22 protein-coding genes and 1 riboswitch are annotated in these 16,792 nt (G+C 48.8%); of the genes, 3 read left to right on the plus strand and 19 right to left on the minus strand.

The features are described from left to right. Nucleotides 1-32: 32 nt before the first annotated feature. From rbsB to GVY43_RS10120, 7 genes are all read right to left on the minus strand, one after another. Nucleotides 33-944, minus strand: coding sequence for a ribose ABC transporter substrate-binding protein RbsB (gene rbsB / locus GVY43_RS10090; RefSeq protein WP_031421977.1), 912 nt, complete (start codon nt 942-944; stop codon nt 33-35). A gap of 23 nt (nt 945-967) precedes the next feature. After that, nucleotides 968-1,933: an ABC transporter permease subunit gene (rbsC, locus tag GVY43_RS10095; RefSeq protein WP_159563085.1), complete on the minus strand. Its 966-nt coding sequence runs from the start codon at nt 1,931-1,933 to the stop codon at nt 968-970. Between the two features lies 1 nt (nt 1,934). After that, the gene (locus tag GVY43_RS10100) at nt 1,935-3,413 is read right to left on the minus strand and encodes a sugar ABC transporter ATP-binding protein (protein WP_159563086.1); all 1,479 of its coding nucleotides are present in this window, start codon (nt 3,411-3,413) and stop codon (nt 1,935-1,937) included. Nucleotides 3,414-3,424: 11 nt separating this feature from the next. Beyond that, nucleotides 3,425-3,814 carry a D-ribose pyranase gene (gene rbsD / locus GVY43_RS10105; protein WP_012727563.1) on the minus strand — a complete coding sequence of 130 codons (390 nt, stop codon included), beginning with the start codon at nt 3,812-3,814 and terminating at the stop codon, nt 3,425-3,427. Beyond that, nucleotides 3,814-4,698 carry a ribokinase gene (rbsK, locus tag GVY43_RS10110; RefSeq protein ID WP_159563087.1) on the minus strand — a complete coding sequence of 295 codons (885 nt, stop codon included), beginning with the start codon at nt 4,696-4,698 and terminating at the stop codon, nt 3,814-3,816. The genes rbsD and rbsK overlap by 1 nt, the downstream gene beginning before the upstream one ends. Nucleotides 4,699-4,701: 3 nt before the next feature. Beyond that, a complete protein-coding gene (locus tag GVY43_RS10115) occupies nt 4,702-5,679 on the minus strand; it encodes a LacI family DNA-binding transcriptional regulator (RefSeq protein WP_159563088.1) in 978 nt (325 codons plus the stop codon). Nucleotides 5,680-5,786: 107 nt separating this feature from the next. After that, entirely contained in the window at nt 5,787-6,329 is a 543-nt protein-coding gene (locus GVY43_RS10120; RefSeq protein WP_074035463.1) for a GNAT family N-acetyltransferase, read from the minus strand. Nucleotides 6,330-6,403: 74 nt separating this feature from the next. On the opposite strand from GVY43_RS10120, the gene GVY43_RS10125 reads away from it, so the two are divergent. Next, nucleotides 6,404-6,850, plus strand: a complete 447-nt coding sequence (locus GVY43_RS10125) for a DUF4385 domain-containing protein (protein ID WP_074035462.1) — start codon at nt 6,404-6,406, stop codon at nt 6,848-6,850. Here GVY43_RS10125 and GVY43_RS10130 read toward each other — a convergent pair. The 8 genes from GVY43_RS10130 to tenA all read right to left on the minus strand — a co-directional run bounded on the left by GVY43_RS10130 (nt 6,847) and on the right by tenA (nt 13,096). Continuing rightward, nucleotides 6,847-7,290 carry a GNAT family N-acetyltransferase gene (locus tag GVY43_RS10130; RefSeq protein ID WP_159563089.1) on the minus strand — a complete coding sequence of 148 codons (444 nt, stop codon included), beginning with the start codon at nt 7,288-7,290 and terminating at the stop codon, nt 6,847-6,849. The genes GVY43_RS10125 and GVY43_RS10130 overlap by 4 nt on opposite strands. 62 nt (nt 7,291-7,352) lie before the next feature. Next, nucleotides 7,353-7,802, minus strand: coding sequence for an OsmC family protein (locus tag GVY43_RS10135; protein WP_159563090.1), 450 nt, complete (start codon nt 7,800-7,802; stop codon nt 7,353-7,355). Nucleotides 7,803-7,844: 42 nt separating this feature from the next. Further along, complete coding sequence (locus tag GVY43_RS10140; protein WP_159563091.1) at nt 7,845-9,410, minus strand: sensor domain-containing diguanylate cyclase; 1,566 nt, start codon at nt 9,408-9,410, stop codon at nt 7,845-7,847. A gap of 114 nt (nt 9,411-9,524) precedes the next feature. Next, on the minus strand, nt 9,525-10,163 hold the full coding sequence (locus GVY43_RS10145) for an SDR family oxidoreductase (protein ID WP_159563092.1): 639 nt from the start codon (nt 10,161-10,163) through the stop codon (nt 9,525-9,527). A 24-nt stretch (nt 10,164-10,187) separates the two neighbouring features. Further along, nucleotides 10,188-10,829: a thiamine phosphate synthase gene (gene thiE / locus GVY43_RS10150; RefSeq protein ID WP_159563093.1), complete on the minus strand. Its 642-nt coding sequence runs from the start codon at nt 10,827-10,829 to the stop codon at nt 10,188-10,190. Beyond that, a complete protein-coding gene (thiD, locus tag GVY43_RS10155) occupies nt 10,798-11,637 on the minus strand; it encodes a bifunctional hydroxymethylpyrimidine kinase/phosphomethylpyrimidine kinase (protein ID WP_159563094.1) in 840 nt (279 codons plus the stop codon). Before thiD ends, thiE begins: the two co-directional genes overlap by 32 nt. After that, nucleotides 11,634-12,425: a hydroxyethylthiazole kinase gene (gene thiM / locus GVY43_RS10160; RefSeq protein ID WP_159563095.1), complete on the minus strand. Its 792-nt coding sequence runs from the start codon at nt 12,423-12,425 to the stop codon at nt 11,634-11,636. The genes thiD and thiM overlap by 4 nt, the downstream gene beginning before the upstream one ends. Continuing rightward, on the minus strand, nt 12,422-13,096 hold the full coding sequence (gene tenA, locus GVY43_RS10165) for a thiaminase II (RefSeq protein ID WP_159563096.1): 675 nt from the start codon (nt 13,094-13,096) through the stop codon (nt 12,422-12,424). The genes thiM and tenA overlap by 4 nt, the downstream gene beginning before the upstream one ends. Nucleotides 13,097-13,186: 90 nt before the next feature. Continuing rightward, a riboswitch (TPP riboswitch) is annotated at nt 13,187-13,291 on the minus strand. 137 nt (nt 13,292-13,428) lie between these two features. Between tenA and GVY43_RS10170 the strand changes: the two genes are divergently transcribed. After that, complete coding sequence (locus tag GVY43_RS10170) at nt 13,429-13,824, plus strand: ion channel (RefSeq protein ID WP_159563097.1); 396 nt, start codon at nt 13,429-13,431, stop codon at nt 13,822-13,824. A gap of 8 nt (nt 13,825-13,832) precedes the next feature. Here the strand turns inward: GVY43_RS10170 and GVY43_RS15990 are convergent, their stop codons facing one another. Genes GVY43_RS15990 through GVY43_RS10180 form a run of 3 tightly spaced genes read right to left on the minus strand, consistent with a single transcriptional unit; the run spans nt 13,833 to nt 15,462 of the window. Next, entirely contained in the window at nt 13,833-13,985 is a 153-nt protein-coding gene (locus GVY43_RS15990; RefSeq protein ID WP_012727577.1) for a hypothetical protein, read from the minus strand. 50 nt (nt 13,986-14,035) lie between these two features. Beyond that, a complete protein-coding gene (locus GVY43_RS10175; RefSeq protein ID WP_159563098.1) occupies nt 14,036-14,863 on the minus strand; it encodes an aminoglycoside 6-adenylyltransferase in 828 nt (275 codons plus the stop codon). Then, on the minus strand, nt 14,860-15,462 hold the full coding sequence (locus GVY43_RS10180; protein ID WP_159563099.1) for a pentapeptide repeat-containing protein: 603 nt from the start codon (nt 15,460-15,462) through the stop codon (nt 14,860-14,862). The genes GVY43_RS10175 and GVY43_RS10180 overlap by 4 nt, the downstream gene beginning before the upstream one ends. A gap of 55 nt (nt 15,463-15,517) precedes the next feature. Here GVY43_RS10180 and GVY43_RS10185 point away from each other — a divergent pair, with 55 nt between their 5' ends. Further along, nucleotides 15,518-15,967 carry an NUDIX hydrolase gene (locus GVY43_RS10185; RefSeq protein ID WP_074035444.1) on the plus strand — a complete coding sequence of 150 codons (450 nt, stop codon included), beginning with the start codon at nt 15,518-15,520 and terminating at the stop codon, nt 15,965-15,967. 2 nt (nt 15,968-15,969) lie between these two features. On the opposite strand, the gene GVY43_RS10190 is transcribed toward GVY43_RS10185, so the two are convergent. Then, nucleotides 15,970-16,647: a YjjG family noncanonical pyrimidine nucleotidase gene (locus GVY43_RS10190; protein ID WP_159563100.1), complete on the minus strand. Its 678-nt coding sequence runs from the start codon at nt 16,645-16,647 to the stop codon at nt 15,970-15,972. Nucleotides 16,648-16,792: the final 145 nt, after the last annotated feature.

A 16,792-nucleotide genomic window follows, 5' to 3' on the forward strand; every position in this document is an offset into this window, starting at 1 on the left:
CGAAATCAAGGCATCGTGAGGTTTCTTCTTACTTATTTGATTAATTCGAGTTCGACCGGAATGTTTTCCTCTACTGTTTCACCTTTCAAATGATTGATTGCAGCTTCTACACCTAATTTACCAATCTCAGCGGGCTTTTGCGCAACCGTAGCTGCCATCGTCCCACCTTCGACTGCTTTGACCGCATCATCTGTCGCATCGAATCCAATGACTTTGACATCACTCATACCTGCCGCTTCGAGCGCTTGAACAGCACCGAGTGCCATCTCATCGTTATGTGCGAATACAGCGACGATGTCTTTATTGTCCTGTAAGATGTTCTCCATGACCGTCAATCCTTCTGCACGGTCAAAGTTTGCCGATTGTTTTGCCACGACTTCCAATTTCCCATCGATCGCTTCGTTGAATCCTTGTCCGCGGTCACGTGTCGCAGACGCTCCTGGAATCCCCTCGAGCTCGACGACTTTTTGCCCTTCGCCTACGAGTTCGACCATGTAGTCACCCGCCAACTGTCCACCTGCGACGTTATCTGATGCCACGTGGGCTACGACGTCCCCTGTTTCAGCGTTACGGTCTACCGTAATGACGGGAATGCCTGCATCGTTCGCTGCTTGTACCGCCGCGCCGACTGCTTCTGAATCTGTCGGGTTGATGAGAATCAAATCCATCCCCTTTTGAATCATATCTTCGACGTCATTCACTTGCTTCGCCGCGTCGTTTTGCGCATCCGCTACCGTCAACGTCGCATCCATTTCGTTCGCCTGTTCTTCTGCGCCTTCTTTCAGTGCGACGAAGAACGGGTTATTCAATGTTGAGATCGATAAGCCGATTTCATAATCGCCATCTTTCGTTTCCGTTTCAGACGATGACCCCGGTTGTTCAGTCGAGCAAGCTGCCATCAGTACCATTGTCAGTGCGAGTAGCCAAGCTGTCCATTTTTTCATGTTCCGTTTTCCCCTTTCGCGTGTTACGCGTTTTGTCGACGATCAAGCAATACTGCAAACAATATAACTGCACCTTTTACGACGAGTTGGAAGAATGATGATACGCCAAGAAGGTTCAATCCGTTATTTAATGTTCCGATGATCAACGCCCCAATCAACGTCCCGACAATCCAGCCGCGACCACCCGCAAGACTCGTTCCCCCGAGAACGACCGCTGCGATGGCATCGAGTTCATACGATGTTCCTGCTGTAGGTTGTGCGGAATTGAGACGTGACGTCAAGATGATGCCAGCGAGTGCCGCAAGCATACCGGATAGCGAATAAATCATGATTTTGACTTTATTGACGCCAATCCCCATCAATTTAGCCGCTTCTTCATTCCCACCAATCGCATACGTATGACGACCAAATGTCGTCTTCTTCAAGATGAAGTAAAGGACACCGAATGCGAGTAGCATCGTCAATGCCGGCACCGGAATGATCCAGAAATAACCACGTCCGAGCATCTCAAACCAACCGGAATTCCCGAGACCTGTAATCGGTCTTCCGTCCGTATAGACGAGCGTCAATCCCCGATAAATGGTCATCGTAGCCAATGTCGCGATGAACGGTGCCACTTTTCCGTACGTGATGACCGCCCCGTTGAATGCTCCGAGAACGGCACCTGCAATCAAGCCGAGTGCAACGGCCATAACCGCATGTTGACCGTCCACCATCATGCCTGCCACCAGTGCAGAAGCGAGCGCCAAAATCGAACCGACCGATAAATCGATGCCCCCTGTCAAGATGACAAACGTCATCCCGAAGGCAATCAAGGCATTGATCGACACTTGGCGGAGTACGTTAAAGATATTATTTAATGATAAAAATCCTGGTTCGAGCGCCGTCACGACGACGACGATGACGAGTAGACCGAACAGCGGTCCTAATTTTTGTCCCCATCCGAGTCGACCCGGGCGCTTCAGCGAAGTTGTTGCTTTCAATTCCATATCATTGCCCTCCTGTCGCATACGTCATTACTTTTTCTTGTGTCGCCTCTTCTTTCGTGAGCGTTCCGGTTACGACACCTTCCCGCATGACAACGATCCGATCACTCATCCCAAGCACTTCCGGTAAATCAGAAGAGACCATGATGATGGCGACACCTGATTCCGCGAGATCGCTCATGATATTGTAAATCTCTTTCTTAGCACCGACGTCGACGCCTCGGGTTGGTTCATCCAAAATCAAGACGTCCGGTTCGACACCTAACCATTTACCGAGCACAACCTTCTGTTGATTCCCACCAGACAGCGACTTCACTTTTTGTTCCATCGAATGATGTTTGACCCGCAATTTTTGTAAGTATGTCTCGGCGAACGTCTCCTCCTGTTGCTTCGAGATGACCGATCCTTTTGCTCGTTTATCAAGTGTCGGGAGCGACAGGTTTTCTCTTAGCGAGAAATCGAGGAGTAAGCCCTCTCCTTTTCGGTCCTCTGTCAAAAACGCGATACCGTGCTTGATGGCGTCGGCTGGGCTCTTGATTCGAATCGGTTTCCCATTCAGTTTAATGACTCCCCCTTTGTGGGTGTCTGCTCCGAATAGCGCACGCATCACCTCGGTACGCCCCGCTCCCATCAATCCAGAAAACCCAACGATTTCTCCGGCACGAACGTTAAACGATACGTTGTGGAACCGGTTACCTATTAAATCATCCACTTCGAGCACGACGTCCCCAGGTGTAGCGGTACGTGTCGGATAGCGTTCTCCAATCTCGCGACCGACCATATCGCGCACCGTTTCCTCAAATGAAGTATCCCGAATCATGCGAGTCGAAATGGATTGTCCATCCCGAAGTACCGTGATTCGGTCGCATAAGTCAAAAATCTCTTCCATGCGGTGTGAGATATAGATGATGGACACGCCTTGATCTCGTAAGGCACGTGACACGGCGAAGAGCGCCTGGATTTCACGATCTGTCAAGGCGGCCGTCGGTTCATCCATGACGATGACCTTCGCATCCGTCATGAGCGCCTTGGCAATCTCAATCATCTGTTGCTGACCGACCGACAAATTGCGCGCCACTTCATCGACATCCATGAACACGTTCAATTCAGCCAAGTATTCTCGGGCACGTCTGGTCATTTCCTGCTGTTTGACCATCCCGAACGGTCCCGTCAGTTCTCGACCTAAAAACAGATTTTCTGTCACCGTCATCTCCGGTAAGATGTTGAGCTCCTGATGGATGAAGGCGATGCCTTCTTGCTCCGCTTCTTTTGGGTGCTTGAATTGACGTTTCGCGCCGTCGATGAGAATCTCGCCTTCATCCTGTGCATGCAGACCGGTCATCACCTTCATCAATGTCGACTTCCCGGCCCCGTTCTCGCCCATAAGGGCATGAATCTCTCCAGGCAACAGTTCGAAATCGACTCCTTTTAAGACGGAGACTGGCCCGAACGACTTATGGATGCCTTTCAACTGAATATCCATCGAATCCCCCCTTAAAAAATGACCCCGGCATGTAAGATGACGTTGGCGTAAGGTGTCGCTTCCCCAGTTCGAATGACCACTTTCGCTTTTGCGACCTCCCGTTTGAAGTCTTCATGCGAACACATGTCGATGCTCGTGTACCGTTCTTTCAGTGAATCCGCAATCGTCGAGTTGTGTGTGAGGATTTCCTCAGCAATCGTGATGCGCTCTACGACCAAATCCGATTCGACGACATCGAGCACCTCAAGAAAGGAAGGTTCCCCGATGCGGAGACTAAGATCGACCCGCTTGACCCCGTCTGGAATCGGTAGCCCACAATCGGCGATGACGACGCGATCCGTATGCCCGAGGTCGGCAAAGATTTTTGCTAAATGACTATTCAAAATTCCTTGTTTTTTCATCACACGCGCTCCAATCGTTGTTGTACATCTTGTCGTGTCGGCATACCACCTTGTGCACCGAAGCCTTCGACACTCATGCCGGATGCGACTACGGCAAACCGTACGGCCGTCTCCAAATCGTCTTGTTCGATGAGGGAGACAGCGAGTGCACCGTTGAACGTGTCACCTGCTCCTGTTGTGTCGACGACGTTTGCTCGGATGGCTGGCACATGACGGACGTCTCGTCCGTCATGGAATCGAACGCCATGGACGCCTTCCGTGACGAGTAACTTGTTCGGATAACGTTTGAGAACATCATCTACGGACATTCCGTTGAATAAGTCACGGCATTCATGTTCGTTCGGCGTTAAATACGTGACGTCCTCAATCACTTCTGGTGGAAGCGGTTGAGACGGTGCCGGATTGAGTAGCACCGGAATCCCTTTCTCTTTACAGTAAGCGGTCACTTGTTTTACCGTCTCGATTGGAATTTCGAGTTGCAGGAGCACGAACGCCTGCTCGTCGAGAAAATGTTCGAGCTCCTCATCCGTGAAAACGACTCGTTTGTTCGCCGATTGGACGACGACAATCGAATTATCCCCTTCTGCTAATACGATATGGGCCGTACCCGTCACTTCCTCCGGTATGATCTGAACATGCGTGACATCGACATCGTGTCGTTTGAAGTTTTCAACAACCTGTTGACCGAACGGATCACTTCCCACGCAACCGACCATCTGAACAGTGCCGCCTAATTTGGAGGCAGCGACCGCTTGGTTCGCACCTTTTCCCCCTGGAACGGTGCGGAACGACTCACCGATGACCGTTTCTCCGGCTTGTGGCCGTTTGTCGGATGTGACGACAAGATCCATCGATATACTGCCAATGACAACAATGCGTTTCATTCTTTATCTCTCCTTCCGCTTTGTCGTGTGTCTTTCAAGTAACGTGACCGGTAATAACATCTCTTTCGGTCGCGTGTCTTTTTTCTCAATCAAATCGAGCAATCGTTCTGTCGCCACTCGCCCCATCTCATAGATAGGCTGGACGATGGTCGTCAGCGGCGGAGACGTCATCTCGCCTAATTCGATCCCGTCATATCCGATGACCTGTAGCTCTTCTGGGACACGAATGTCTCGACGGACTGCTTCCTGTAATACGGCGGCTGCAATCACATCGTTCGCTGCGAAAATGCCATCGAATGGCCAAGCATGGTCGAACAGCTCTTGGGACGCTTTCAATGCGTCTTTGAACGTGAACGTGGACTCGGTCATCCCGACGAGCTTCTCTCCCGCTACTTCGACAAATCCTTCGGTTCGGCGTTTGACCGTTTTGAGATGATCCGGTCCGGCAATGTGTGCCAGTCGTGTCGCACCACGTTGTAACAGCGTGTCGGCCGCCAACTTTCCACCCTCATATCCATCTGATACAACGGCGTCGATCCCCGCTTTTACGATTCGGTCTAGTGCGACCATCGGTAAATCCAACGTCTCATAATTCGGATTGTGCGAATGATTTGTTGTAATAATCAGGCCATCGACGTGCATCGTTTGCAAGGCGACTAAATACGTCTGTTCTTTTTCAAGTTGTTCATCCGTGTTACATAAGACGACTTGATACCCATGTTGATTGGCGACATCCTCAATCGCCCGAGCCAGCTGTGGAAAGAACGGGTTCGTGATATCTGGCATGATAAGTCCAATCAAATTCGACGATTTTTTATAGAGCGAACGAGCAACTCGGTTCGGCGCGTAATTCAGTTCCGCAATCGCCTTTTCGACCGCTTCTTTCGCCTCTTCGCTCACATATCCGCTTTTATTCATAACGCGTGATACGGTCGCCACTGAGACGTTCGCATGTTTTGCTACTTGTTTGATAGTCGCCATTTGACATCCTCCGTTCTGGAAACGCTTACAAAACCATCTTAATGTGTAACCGGTTACATATCAAGGGATTTTTATGATTTCATGAAAAAACACATTGAAATCGTGCTTCAATGTGTAGAGAACGTAGGATTTAGTTGAACATAGACGAGACATTCTACCGTTCGTCCATCGAGCCGGGTCAATTCCTGTTGTTTTGTAAACGCATAGGTGAATCCAGACTTTTCAACGACGCGTCGCGATTGGTCATTGAAGCTGAAGTATCCGCACCAAATCCGCTCTAACCCTAACGCTTCGAACCCAAATCGAATCATCGCCTGAACGGCTTCCGGCGCGTAACCATTCCCCCAATTGTCTGGACTGAGCACATAACCAATCTCACGCTGTGCCTCATGTTGAATCGAAGGGTCTGGTCTTCGGTCGTGTAACCCGATGCTACCGATCACTTGCCCAGTCTCTTTCAAGACGATGGCCCATACATCTGCTTCCTCGATAAACAGTTGAATGACGTCCCTTGTTTCTTCAATCGATTCATGGGGTGCCCAACCAGCCATCGGTCCGACTCGCTCATCTTTTGCATAATGATACATATCTTCTGCGTCTTTTAACGTAAATGCCCGTAAAATCAATCGTTCTGTCTCTAGAGTGATCATATCAACCCGTCCTTTTCCTTCAAGTTGTTTCCTCCACCGACCTAATGGGAAACGTTAGGCGAGGAGGAATGAACATGCCATTTGATTATGACTTAAACTTCGATGAAATCGACTTCCGACAACAACCCGAATTGTATCGGGTCGGGCGTGGCGAACAAGGCGTACTACTCGTCGAACCGTATAAAAGTGAGATTTTGCCACATTGGCGATTCAAGACGCCCGAGATTGCGAAGCAATCTGCTGAAGAAATTATGGAATTGTTTGAAGCGTATCGCGCGAATGACGATTTCGTCGGGATGGACATGGCCCGAAAGTTCATCCAGATGGGCTACACGCGGGCCCGACGCTATGCCAATTATAAAGGCGGTCGTAAATATAAAGAAGACGGTGACCTCCATGAGCGCGAAATCGACGAAGAGAAGGCAGAGTCTGCTCGCATCTTCAAAACGTATTGGGATCAACTTCGTGCCGATGAGGATTATTTACGACGTAAAAAGGCACATCAAAAACAATATGGTTAATCGCGCACCATCACTTTAAACGGGGTACCATTCCGCTCGAATGATGTGATGGTGCGAAATCCGACCGTATCGTATAGATGAATCGCTCGTTCGTTAAAAGCGGCGACGGTCAAACGAAGCGGTTTGCCCCGTTCCATCGCTCTCTCCATGACGTACGTCACAAACAATCGGCCATGTCCTTTCCCCGTCAAATCGGGTCGCATCCCCAACCCGATATCCGTAAATTCTAAACAATACGGATATGTCGAATTGGGCACTTGAGCCGGGGAACCGATGCAATAAAATCCAATCAGCTCATGCTCCTCTACAATCACCTGATACGTCATCAACTCGGCGATTCCCTCTTCAGAAGGCGATTGATTATAGAAGTCATAAGGAGCTCCATAGGTCCATTCTTGAATTTGACATGCCCATTCACGCGTCATCGGTCGGTGATGCATTCGTCTTCCCTCCGTACTCTTTTCACGATTTCTATGTAAAAAAGATGAGGTTGCCCTCATCCTTATTTTCGAGTCCATTCTGCCGTAATCGCTACGTCTGCTGCATGCATGAGATTATGAATTGGACAACGTGCCTCGACAGCCTTCCTTAATACTTCGATTCGCTCATCTGATTCGGTCGTATCCAATACGATTTTCATATGTGTCGACTCAAAGTAAGTTCGGACACCTTCCATCCCTTGGAATCCTCGAGGATCGAGCGTCCCTTCTGTTACAAACTCGACCCCTTCATACTCAAAGTTCAAATCCTGGGCGGCATAGGCAATCATGATGGTCGTACAGGACGACTGGGCACCGAGAAGATACTCGAGTGGATTCGGTCCCTTGTTCGTCCCACCGAGTCGTTCTGGCTCATCCACGATAAATGGGGTGTGATCGCCTACACGCACAGTCGTCTTAACGCCTCCGGCTTCTCCTTCGGCGCGCATCGTTACTAATGGTCTTTCTGACATGTTGCATCCTCCTCTCCATAATCAAACACTACTATTTTCCCTTTATTTCGGACCATGTAACGCCTCGTCATAGATGGCGTAATCATTTTTTCCATCTTGCTTGATCTGATACATCGCCTGATCCGCTTTATGGATCAACGTGTCTAAATTTGTTCCTTGGTCGGGAGCATGACTGACCCCAATACTCGCACGGATCGGAATCGTCACATCGGACGTGTGGTAAGGGTTTTGATTTAACGTCATCTGAAGTTCGTGAATAAATGCAAGCACTTCCGATTCTGTTAAATCCACTAAATAAATATAAAACTCATCCCCGCCAACACGAGAGGCCAAGCCAACGTCTCGTGTCGACGCTTCCAGCAATCCACCCAAATGAGTTAAGAAATAATCTCCAATCTGGTGACCGTACGTATCATTGACTGCTTTAAAACCGTCCAAATCAATAATCAATAAAGACAGCATCGAGGAACTAAGCAACGCCTGGTCTGCGCGTTCATAAAATGCACGTCGGTTCGCCAGCTTCGTCAGTGGGTCATGATAGGCAAAGAATCGGATTGTTTGCTCGGCCTCTTTAAACGAGTGGACATCCCGAATGATAATCATCCCGTGAATCGTGCGGTCGATATCGACAAAATCACCATCGATGACGACGTAAAGCTCTTGCCCAGACTTTGTCATAATCTTCGTTTCGAACTCTATAAACTTTTTACGTGTCCGAAAATGTTGGCTGTAGTGTTCCATCCACTCTGCTTTTTTCTTTTCTGGCAACAAATCGATAAACCGTTCATTCACGACACGGACAGTATGAAATAGCGTGCGTGCGGCCGGATTCGCACTTTCCACCCTCCCATCCGGGTCAATCAACAAGATGGCGGATGGATTTAAATTATAAAGTGTCCCATATCGTTTTACATAAGAGGTTAAGAAGTCTAAACGATTCATCGCAACGACCAATGCTACCGCCCAAACAAGCCCCCCATACATGTATGAATAGGGCGGGATCAACCCACGAAATTGAAAGTAGCCGAATACAATATCCCATATTAGTACGGCATTTGCAGTCCAAAAAAGCATGCGCAATACGCGTTGGTGTTCTCTTCGTTCCGCACGCTTCAATGCATAAAAAATGAGACCAATAATCAATAGATGAAAAATGTTTCCGACGGTCAACGTAGTTAAATACGATGAGTTGAACTCAGGATAAATCCAAATGCCTACTTGTTCAAACTGTTGACTGTTGATGATATTCTCCTGACGGACATACGTCAACACAACAGGAATCAATGGTAAATAGACGACCCATGGATACAACCACTTCGGTGCCTTTGCGCCGACGCCTGTGATACTTAATATGAAATGAACAGAGAAGATAAAAATGAAAATCCCAGCATTCCCAAACCAATAGGCAATGAGTGCCGGACTGTATTCAATCGGCGATAGATGGCGGACAAATTCAGCCAAGAAGAGCATCGAATAACCGAACACAAACAGGCTCAGCAAACGATGCTCGACTTTATTCGGATTTCGTTGAAAGACATCGAGTGCTAAAAAGCCAAGTAAAAATGACGGCAACAAATAGACCGCCAGATAAATGAACATCTCGGTCATGCGGAACCTCCTCACCTGTTCGTATTCTTCTATTTCGTTATCCTGCGTTCTTTTCCCTCTTTAACGCGACAAAAAACGGGATGGTTTTCTCATCCCGTTTTTGATGTCACACACTTATAGCGTTTCTTCGATTGGGGTATCCCCTTTGATCAAATCAATTGCTTTGTTCTGCACGTTTGAATGGTTATGAAGGACATGCACCAAGAATGATGCGACGTCTTCGCGTGGAATCTCTCCACTTCCCTCGAATTTCGTGTTCACTTTGCCCGTTCCCGCATCATCTGTCAATGCACCCGGACGAACAATCGTGTACGTGAGTCCACTCTGTTCGAGTAAACGATCTGCATGATGCTTCGCTACGTAGTACGGCTTCATCGAATCTGGCCAAGCTGAGCGATCCTCCGCTTTCAAGGCACTGACCATGACGAAGTGTTTGATGTTCCCGTTCGCTTGTGCTGCTTCGATACTCTTCGCTGCACCGTCTAGGTCGATCAAGAGTGTCTTGTCTGCTCCAGTACTTCCACCAGAACCTGCCGCGAATACGATAACATCCATTCCATCAATCGCTTTTTGCAAATCATCTACTGAACCTTCGAGGTCACCGAGTACCGCATTGTACCCTTTTGACTTAAAATCCTCGAGTTGTTTTTCTTTACGCACCATCGCCGTGACGTGATGCTTTCCTTCCTTGTGTAACTTCTCCACCAATTGATGGCCAATTTGACCGTTTGCACCGATTACAAATACGTTCATCTGTCTTCCTCCTCAAAAATGAATTCAGAGACAAGCGAAACGCCGGGTAGCCGTTGCTACATCCGGTGCAGAAGCGATGGCAGAGATGACGGCAACACCGTCAGCCCCGTCAGCCATAATAGCAGGAACATGCTCTGGACGAATGCCCCCGATCCCCACAATCGGAAGCAGTGGGTGATGTCGGCGAACTTGTTGAATCAGTTCCGTACCACGCACATGTCCTGCATCCAGTTTACTTTGCGTCTCATGAATCGGACCAATGCCGACATAATCTGCAAATGGAAGAGCCGTTCTGACTTCCTCCATCGTATGGACAGACACCCCCAACCATTTATCTGGTCCTAGCCGTTCTCGAACCTGTTTGGCAGGTAAGTCGTCTTGTCCGACGTGAATGCCATCCGCGTCAATCGCGAGCGCCAAGTCGACGTCGTCGTTGATGATGAACGGAACACCCGTTTCTCGACACAGACGTTGGAGCGTCCTTGCCATCGCTTCTTTTTTATCTCCATACAATGCATCTTTACCTTTTTCGCGAAATTGAAAACATGTCACACCACATCGAAGTGCCGTTTTGACGGTCGCCACCAAATCGGACGCGTCCGTCGTTCCACACACAAAGTAAAGGCGAAGCTGCTTAGCGAGCGCTTGTTTCGTACAGAACGTCAACGGTAATCACCTCTTCTTTCGCTAAACGATGTCCCCAATGATTCGTCGGTCCATGCCCCTGTCCAATCGATAATCCATGTGCAATCGCCTGATGAATAAACTGCTTCGCATCTACGACGGCTTGGCGTAGTGTCTTCCCATACGCTAGTTCGGCCGTCAATGCGGCAGAGAACGTACATCCCGTCCCGTGCGTATCTTTCGTTTGGATTCTAGGCGCTTTTACACAGAACGTTTCAGTCTCGCTCATAATCAAATCAACGGCCTCCACATCATCCGTATGCCCACCTTTGATAATGACGGTATCGACACCAAGTGCTCGAATCGCCTGTGCGGCTTTCATGCGGTCTGCCTCGGTTCGAATTTCCATTCCTGCCAGCACTTCTGCTTCAGGAATATTTGGGGTCACGATGGTCGCCTGTGGTAGCAGCTTCGTGCGCAGTGCTTCGACTGCACTTTCCTGTAGCAAGGAAGCGCCACCTTTCGCCACCATGACAGGATCGACTACTACATGTTCGAAATGATATCGTTCGAGCCCCTTCGCTACCGCTTCAATTCGTTCAGCGTCCACCAACATCCCGGTTTTACAAGCGGTGATGTTAAAATCATCCGCTACCGCTTCAATTTGTTGGTTAATCATTTCCGTGGAAATCGCTTCAATCCCATGGACCCCAAGTGTGTTCTGGGCTGTAATCGCAGTCAACACGCTCGTCCCGAATACACCGAGTTCTTGAAACGTTTTAAGATCGGCTTGAATACCGGCCCCTCCTCCTGAGTCAGATCCTGCAATCGTCAACACTTGAGGTCTCATGATGTCGACACCTCAATTCGATTCGTCGGGATGGTATGCTGTGCTAATTGATGAAGAGCATTTACAAAGTGAATCGCGAAGTCTCCAGGTCCTTCCGCTCGTTCACTCGCCAACTCACCGCAGTAGGCATAACCTGACATGGCGGTCACCGTCGCTTTAAGGGCATTCTTTTCGACTGCTAAGCAAGCCCCGACCACTGCACTGAGTAAACATCCCGTACCGGTCGTCTCGGTCATGCGTTTCGTCCCGCCATGTATTTCCATAACGACGTTCCCGTCGCTTACCATATCTTCTTTTCCTGTCACGGCCACGACACATCCGTATCGTCTCGCTGCTTCAAGCGCCAATTGTCGAGGCTCGCATGCACCGTCACCAGCATCGACACCACGAGCCGCCCAATCGACGCCAATCAATGTCGCAATCTCTCCTGCATTCCCTCGAATGACCGATACACGAACATTACGCAAAATGCGTTCGACCACATCTCGTCGAAATGACGTCGCTCCGACACCGACCGGGTCGAGTATAATCGGGCATCCCGCTTCGTTCGCAGCCTGACCTGCGCGAATCATCGTCGCTTCCGTCATCGTTCCAAGTGTACCGATGTTAAGTACGAGCGCATCGCTCACGAATGTCATCTCCGCTACTTCTTCGATTGCATCCGCCATGACAGGAGAGGCGCCGATGGCGAGCAATCCATTCGCCGAAAAGTTCGCCACGACCGTGTTCGTGATATTGTGAATCAATGGCGCCTGCTGTCGAATCTCATTCCAAATCTCATGTCTCATTGGTTGACCTCCTGCGACAATGACCACGACTCAAGCGTCCAAGCCATTTCCCAAAAAGCGACTTCGTAATAGCAACTCTTCAAAAATAGTTTCGTATAGCGCACGCGCTCTTCTTCTGTCGCTTGACCAGCCAGTTCATCCAAACGATCAATTTGCTCTTCCACCAGCTCACGGAACCACTCCGAACCATACGTCGCAATCCAAGCTGAATAAATCGGATGATCAGGACGCTTGTCTTTAAGACGTTCCCCAATCTCGTAATACACCCAATAACACGGAAGGATTGACGCCAATACGTCCCCGAGAGTCGGTCCTGCCTGTTGCATATGAAGGGCATATGCATAAGCGGTCGGTGCTGGCTCAAATGTCGCCAATTCGACATCCGTCACGTTGAGCATCGTAAAGAACTCTCGATGAAGGGAGAGTTCCGCCTCAATCGTGTGTAGCGCATGCGTCAAAAAGCGGCTCGATAGTTCCATCGTCGGAGCGAGGGTTGCCCCTTTGGCCTGCACTTTTGAAAACTGATTCAAATAGTATGAGTCTTGCATGACGTAATGTCTGAATTTCTTCTCATCGAGCGTCCCTTCTCCGAGTGAACGAACAAATGGGTGATGAAAGCTTGCTTCAAACAATCCATCCGCTTCTTGACGTAAGTGATCTGTAAATTTCATAATAACTCCCCCTTATAAACTGATAAAAAAGACGCCGCCTCCCATAACGGAAGCGGCGTCTCGAACAATCATATCTAGGTGAAGCCATATGAGTCGTCTCGCCCACTTCCCTACGCTAGCGTGAACTAGATCAGGTTCGAAGGGTCTGGACCATGTCCATCTCAGCCGCGTGACGCGACTCCCCTAGTGGCAAACATTATGAAATTCAGTCGTCTTCGACCACATTCTATCAATCTTTTCATCAATTGCAAACCTTTTCTGATTCCGTTTCCTATTCTTCGTTACGGGAATGGGTAAGTGACTCTGTTCGTACTGAAAAGGATGTGTAGAGATTGAATACCATTTTATTGACGATTGCCTTACTGTTCATCAGTTTGAACGTATTTTGGTTTTTCAAACGTCGAACGTACAAGCAAACAGGATTTGATGGAAGATTGTTCACTCAGTTGTTCGTCAGCCTATTCGGTGTCATGTTAGGATTCACATTGATTTATTATGCACTGTCTCGTGATTCAGTCATTCTCGTGACTTCACTCGAATCCATGAATGCCGTCGAACCGACTTGGGAAAATTTATTGTATTTTAGCGGTGTCACTTTACTTTCGATTGGCTTTGGTGATTTGTTACCGGTCGGTTTAACCCGATTATTCGCTATCATCGAAGGCGCCATCGGTATTTTGTTACCGAGTGCCTTCTTCATCAAATCGATTTATCAAAAAGACAAGTGAAAATCTTCCTATCGCCCCGTGATGAGTAAAAACATATTAAATGCCACGAGACCAAGGGGAAGCATCGCAACCAAAATAATCGGCCATTTCTTTAAACGAATGCCGACAAAGAGGACCAGACTTCCAACAAGTAGGGCAATAAATGTCGTGTATGGATTCATGAAAAAACGCTCCTTTCTCTATAAGGAGCGTTTCCCGGCTCTCGCCGTCATTAATCGTTTGAATGTCGAAGTGTTGCACATGCGGAACGAACACGTCTTGCTTCTTCTTCTCGGAACACGAAATCGCCTTGTTCGGCGACGCGTTGCGCGCAAAAGAAGAAGAGTGATTGTAATCGATCATGTGTATCTTCAATGGCACTCAACTCAGCTGAAGCGTATGTTGCCGTGAGCATCTCCCATAACTCTTCTGGCAAATGGTCGCGGATCCCGTCACCGGACTTCCCGAGATTTACTGAGAATTCCGTCGCATATCCGATGTTCCACTTCATCATCTGACGGAGCATATTCCGCATGATATCGAGATGGTCGAGCGCGTATAACACTTGATGCCGCTTGATTCCTTTGATGACATAGAGCGATACCCACCAAAACTCATTCCAACATGCGGCATATTCATCGGCAGACGGACGTTTCACGCGATACGACGTGTCAGACGGCGTGACGACTGGATGACGGTCTCGGTCGAAGATAATTTGACTGAGCGAGTCGGCTTCGAGCATGGTTTCAAGTTGATCCACACTCCGAATCGTCAAATCAATCCGATGTCCGTCTACATATTGCACTAAAAACGTTACGTGTCGTCCGGAATCAGCCGTTTCAGGTGTCTGCATGATCAAGACCTCTCCACATGTGTCAATCCATGAGCGATCGGCCGCAACCGCTCGGACGTCTTCCACATAAAAGGCAAGGTCCACATCCTGGTACGGGTCTGGTCGGATGTTCGGATTGACGAGTGAGCCGTTCAAGACGACCGTTCGAATGTGCTCACGTTCTTTTGCGAACGCAATCAACTGTTCAATGATTTGTTCTGGTTTCATTCTACAATCGCCCCCAATGAGCGCGCGACTTGAATCGCCTGCATCGCGTCTAGTTTTGTTTGTTGTAACGTCACGTTCGAAAAATCAACCCCGTCGACAAGTGCTCCTCTGAAGTCGGCGCCACGGCACACCGCATGTTGAAGTGTCGCCCGTGACAAGTCCGCCTGATGCCAGACCGTCTCGGTCAAGTCCGTTCCATACAGGTCCGCCTCGACCAAACGAACGTGGGACCAATCCATCTTCTTGAGCGACACGTGACGAAGGTTGACGAATGACCAATCCCCTTCCGTTACACGGACGCCCTCAAACTGACTCTCCTCAAAGGAAGACCCCGTCATTTTACATTGCTCAAACTCACTCGTGAACAAATTGGCACCATGGAATTGACAGTTCAAAAATGAACTCCCGACATGACGGGACGCATTCCATTTTGAATCCGTGAAGTCGCAGTTGATGAATTGACAGCGTTCCGTCTGTAGTTCCGTCGCATCAACGTATGTGAAGCGACAGTTCTCGAACGTGACGTGTGACAACACTTCGTCACGGAGTGTCACGTCACGAAAATCTTCATCTCGATATTGCGTATGTGGTTGAAACATATGATCCCTCCTTCAGGTATACTAGAACAGATTACAATGATTGGAAGTGATATAGATGGATCTCGTATTTCCTACTGAACACGGTGTCTTCAATTACCGCGTTGCTGGTATTTTTGTGAAAGACGGTCACTTATTGATTCACCGAAACATCCGAGATGACTTTTGGGCATTACCCGGGGGGCGCGTCACGCTCGGTGAAGAAGCCGCAACCGCCCTCGCACGCGAGCTACATGAAGAGTTGAACATGCACGTGACTGATACCACGTTCGCTTTCGTGCACGAGAACTTATTTACGTACAACAATCAGCCGTTTCATGAGATTGGACTGTACTTTTATGTAGACGGTGACCTCCCGCTCCAAGACGGAGACTTTTATGGACCTGAAGGAGATCACCTGATTTATCGTTGGATAAAGCTTGACCGTCTACAAGACGTCACGCTTTATCCGGAAATACTCGCTCAACTCCCGAACCGTTTGCCAACTCATTCACTCAATCCAGCTTGAACTTAGAGTAGCGATTTCAACTCGTTTAAATGTCGAATCTCATACGTTGACTCGATGGTCGCGGCCACTTCGTTTGGATTGAACCAGCAAGTATCCAAACCATACATCCGCCCACCGGCGATGTCTGCCGTGACTGAGTCGCCGATGATTAAGCCCTTCTCTGGCTCTACATTCGGGATTCGGTCGAAGACGTAGTCAAAGAACGGTTTCATCGGTTTTTGCGAGCCGGTCGCATCCGATACGAAGACGGCTTGGAAGTACGGCAATAGTCCCGATGACTCTAGCCGTTTGAATTGCGTCTCTGTCACACCGTTTGTGACGATATAGAGTGGATAGTGCGCGCTCAGCGTTTGGACAATCTCTAACGCGCCTTCAATCATGTGTACGCCTGCATGTAAGTAGTCCCGATACTGCTGTTCGACCTGCGGACCGTCCACCGTGAGTCCGAGCGAATCAAACAGTTTCGTGTGACGACCGATGAGTACTTCTTCACGATCTACTTCGCCGCGCTCAAATGCGCGCCATAGGCCGCTATTAATGTCGACATACCGCGACTTCACCTCATCTGTCATCCGCACGTTGAAGGATGCAAGTAACTGTTCCAAGGCGACATGTTCACTTTGTTTAAAGTCTAGTAGTGTGTCATCAATATCAAATAAAATCGCTTCATAACGTTTCATATCTCTTTCTAACCCCTCTCTTCGTCTTAACTGTACAGGAAGTAGAAACGAACATCAAAAAAGGGAGATATCATGCATCCCCCCTCTCAATGTCTATTAGATGACTCGTTTGATTTTTGACCCCCATGATTAATCAGAATCACGA

The organism is Exiguobacterium sp. 8H (assembly GCF_902506255.1).
GTDB lineage: Bacteria > Bacillota > Bacilli > Exiguobacteriales > Exiguobacteriaceae > Exiguobacterium > Exiguobacterium profundum.

What these genes read in the sequence shown, in the direction of transcription:
- rbsC (WP_159563085.1), bottom strand. Translation starts at nt 1,933, where the DNA reads ATGGAATTGAAAGCAACAACTTCGCTGAAGCGCCCGGGTCGACTCGGA.
- GVY43_RS10100 (WP_159563086.1), bottom strand. Translation starts at nt 3,413, where the DNA reads ATGGATATTCAGTTGAAAGGCATCCATAAGTCGTTCGGGCCAGTCTCC.
- GVY43_RS10130 (WP_159563089.1), bottom strand. Translation starts at nt 7,290, where the DNA reads ATGCATCACCGACCGATGACGCGTGAATGGGCATGTCAAATTCAAGAA.
- rbsD (WP_012727563.1), bottom strand. Translation starts at nt 3,814, where the DNA reads ATGAAAAAACAAGGAATTTTGAATAGTCATTTAGCAAAAATCTTTGCC.
- GVY43_RS10120 (WP_074035463.1), bottom strand. Translation starts at nt 6,329, where the DNA reads ATGATCACTCTAGAGACAGAACGATTGATTTTACGGGCATTTACGTTA.
- GVY43_RS10135 (WP_159563090.1), bottom strand. Translation starts at nt 7,802, where the DNA reads ATGTCAGAAAGACCATTAGTAACGATGCGCGCCGAAGGAGAAGCCGGA.
- thiD (WP_159563094.1), bottom strand. Translation starts at nt 11,637, where the DNA reads ATGAGACCTCAAGTGTTGACGATTGCAGGATCTGACTCAGGAGGAGGG.
- GVY43_RS10185 (WP_074035444.1), top strand. Translation starts at nt 15,518, where the DNA reads ATGGATCTCGTATTTCCTACTGAACACGGTGTCTTCAATTACCGCGTT.
- GVY43_RS10190 (WP_159563100.1), bottom strand. Translation starts at nt 16,647, where the DNA reads ATGAAACGTTATGAAGCGATTTTATTTGATATTGATGACACACTACTA.
- tenA (WP_159563096.1), bottom strand. Translation starts at nt 13,096, where the DNA reads ATGAAATTTACAGATCACTTACGTCAAGAAGCGGATGGATTGTTTGAA.
- GVY43_RS15990 (WP_012727577.1), bottom strand. Translation starts at nt 13,985, where the DNA reads ATGAATCCATACACGACATTTATTGCCCTACTTGTTGGAAGTCTGGTC.
- GVY43_RS10140 (WP_159563091.1), bottom strand. Translation starts at nt 9,410, where the DNA reads ATGACCGAGATGTTCATTTATCTGGCGGTCTATTTGTTGCCGTCATTT.
- rbsK (WP_159563087.1), bottom strand. Translation starts at nt 4,698, where the DNA reads ATGAAACGCATTGTTGTCATTGGCAGTATATCGATGGATCTTGTCGTC.
- rbsB (WP_031421977.1), bottom strand. Translation starts at nt 944, where the DNA reads ATGAAAAAATGGACAGCTTGGCTACTCGCACTGACAATGGTACTGATG.
- GVY43_RS10125 (WP_074035462.1), top strand. Translation starts at nt 6,404, where the DNA reads ATGCCATTTGATTATGACTTAAACTTCGATGAAATCGACTTCCGACAA.
- thiM (WP_159563095.1), bottom strand. Translation starts at nt 12,425, where the DNA reads ATGAGACATGAGATTTGGAATGAGATTCGACAGCAGGCGCCATTGATT.
- GVY43_RS10115 (WP_159563088.1), bottom strand. Translation starts at nt 5,679, where the DNA reads ATGGCGACTATCAAACAAGTAGCAAAACATGCGAACGTCTCAGTGGCG.
- GVY43_RS10145 (WP_159563092.1), bottom strand. Translation starts at nt 10,163, where the DNA reads ATGAACGTATTTGTAATCGGTGCAAACGGTCAAATTGGCCATCAATTG.
- GVY43_RS10175 (WP_159563098.1), bottom strand. Translation starts at nt 14,863, where the DNA reads ATGAAACCAGAACAAATCATTGAACAGTTGATTGCGTTCGCAAAAGAA.
- GVY43_RS10180 (WP_159563099.1), bottom strand. Translation starts at nt 15,462, where the DNA reads ATGTTTCAACCACATACGCAATATCGAGATGAAGATTTTCGTGACGTG.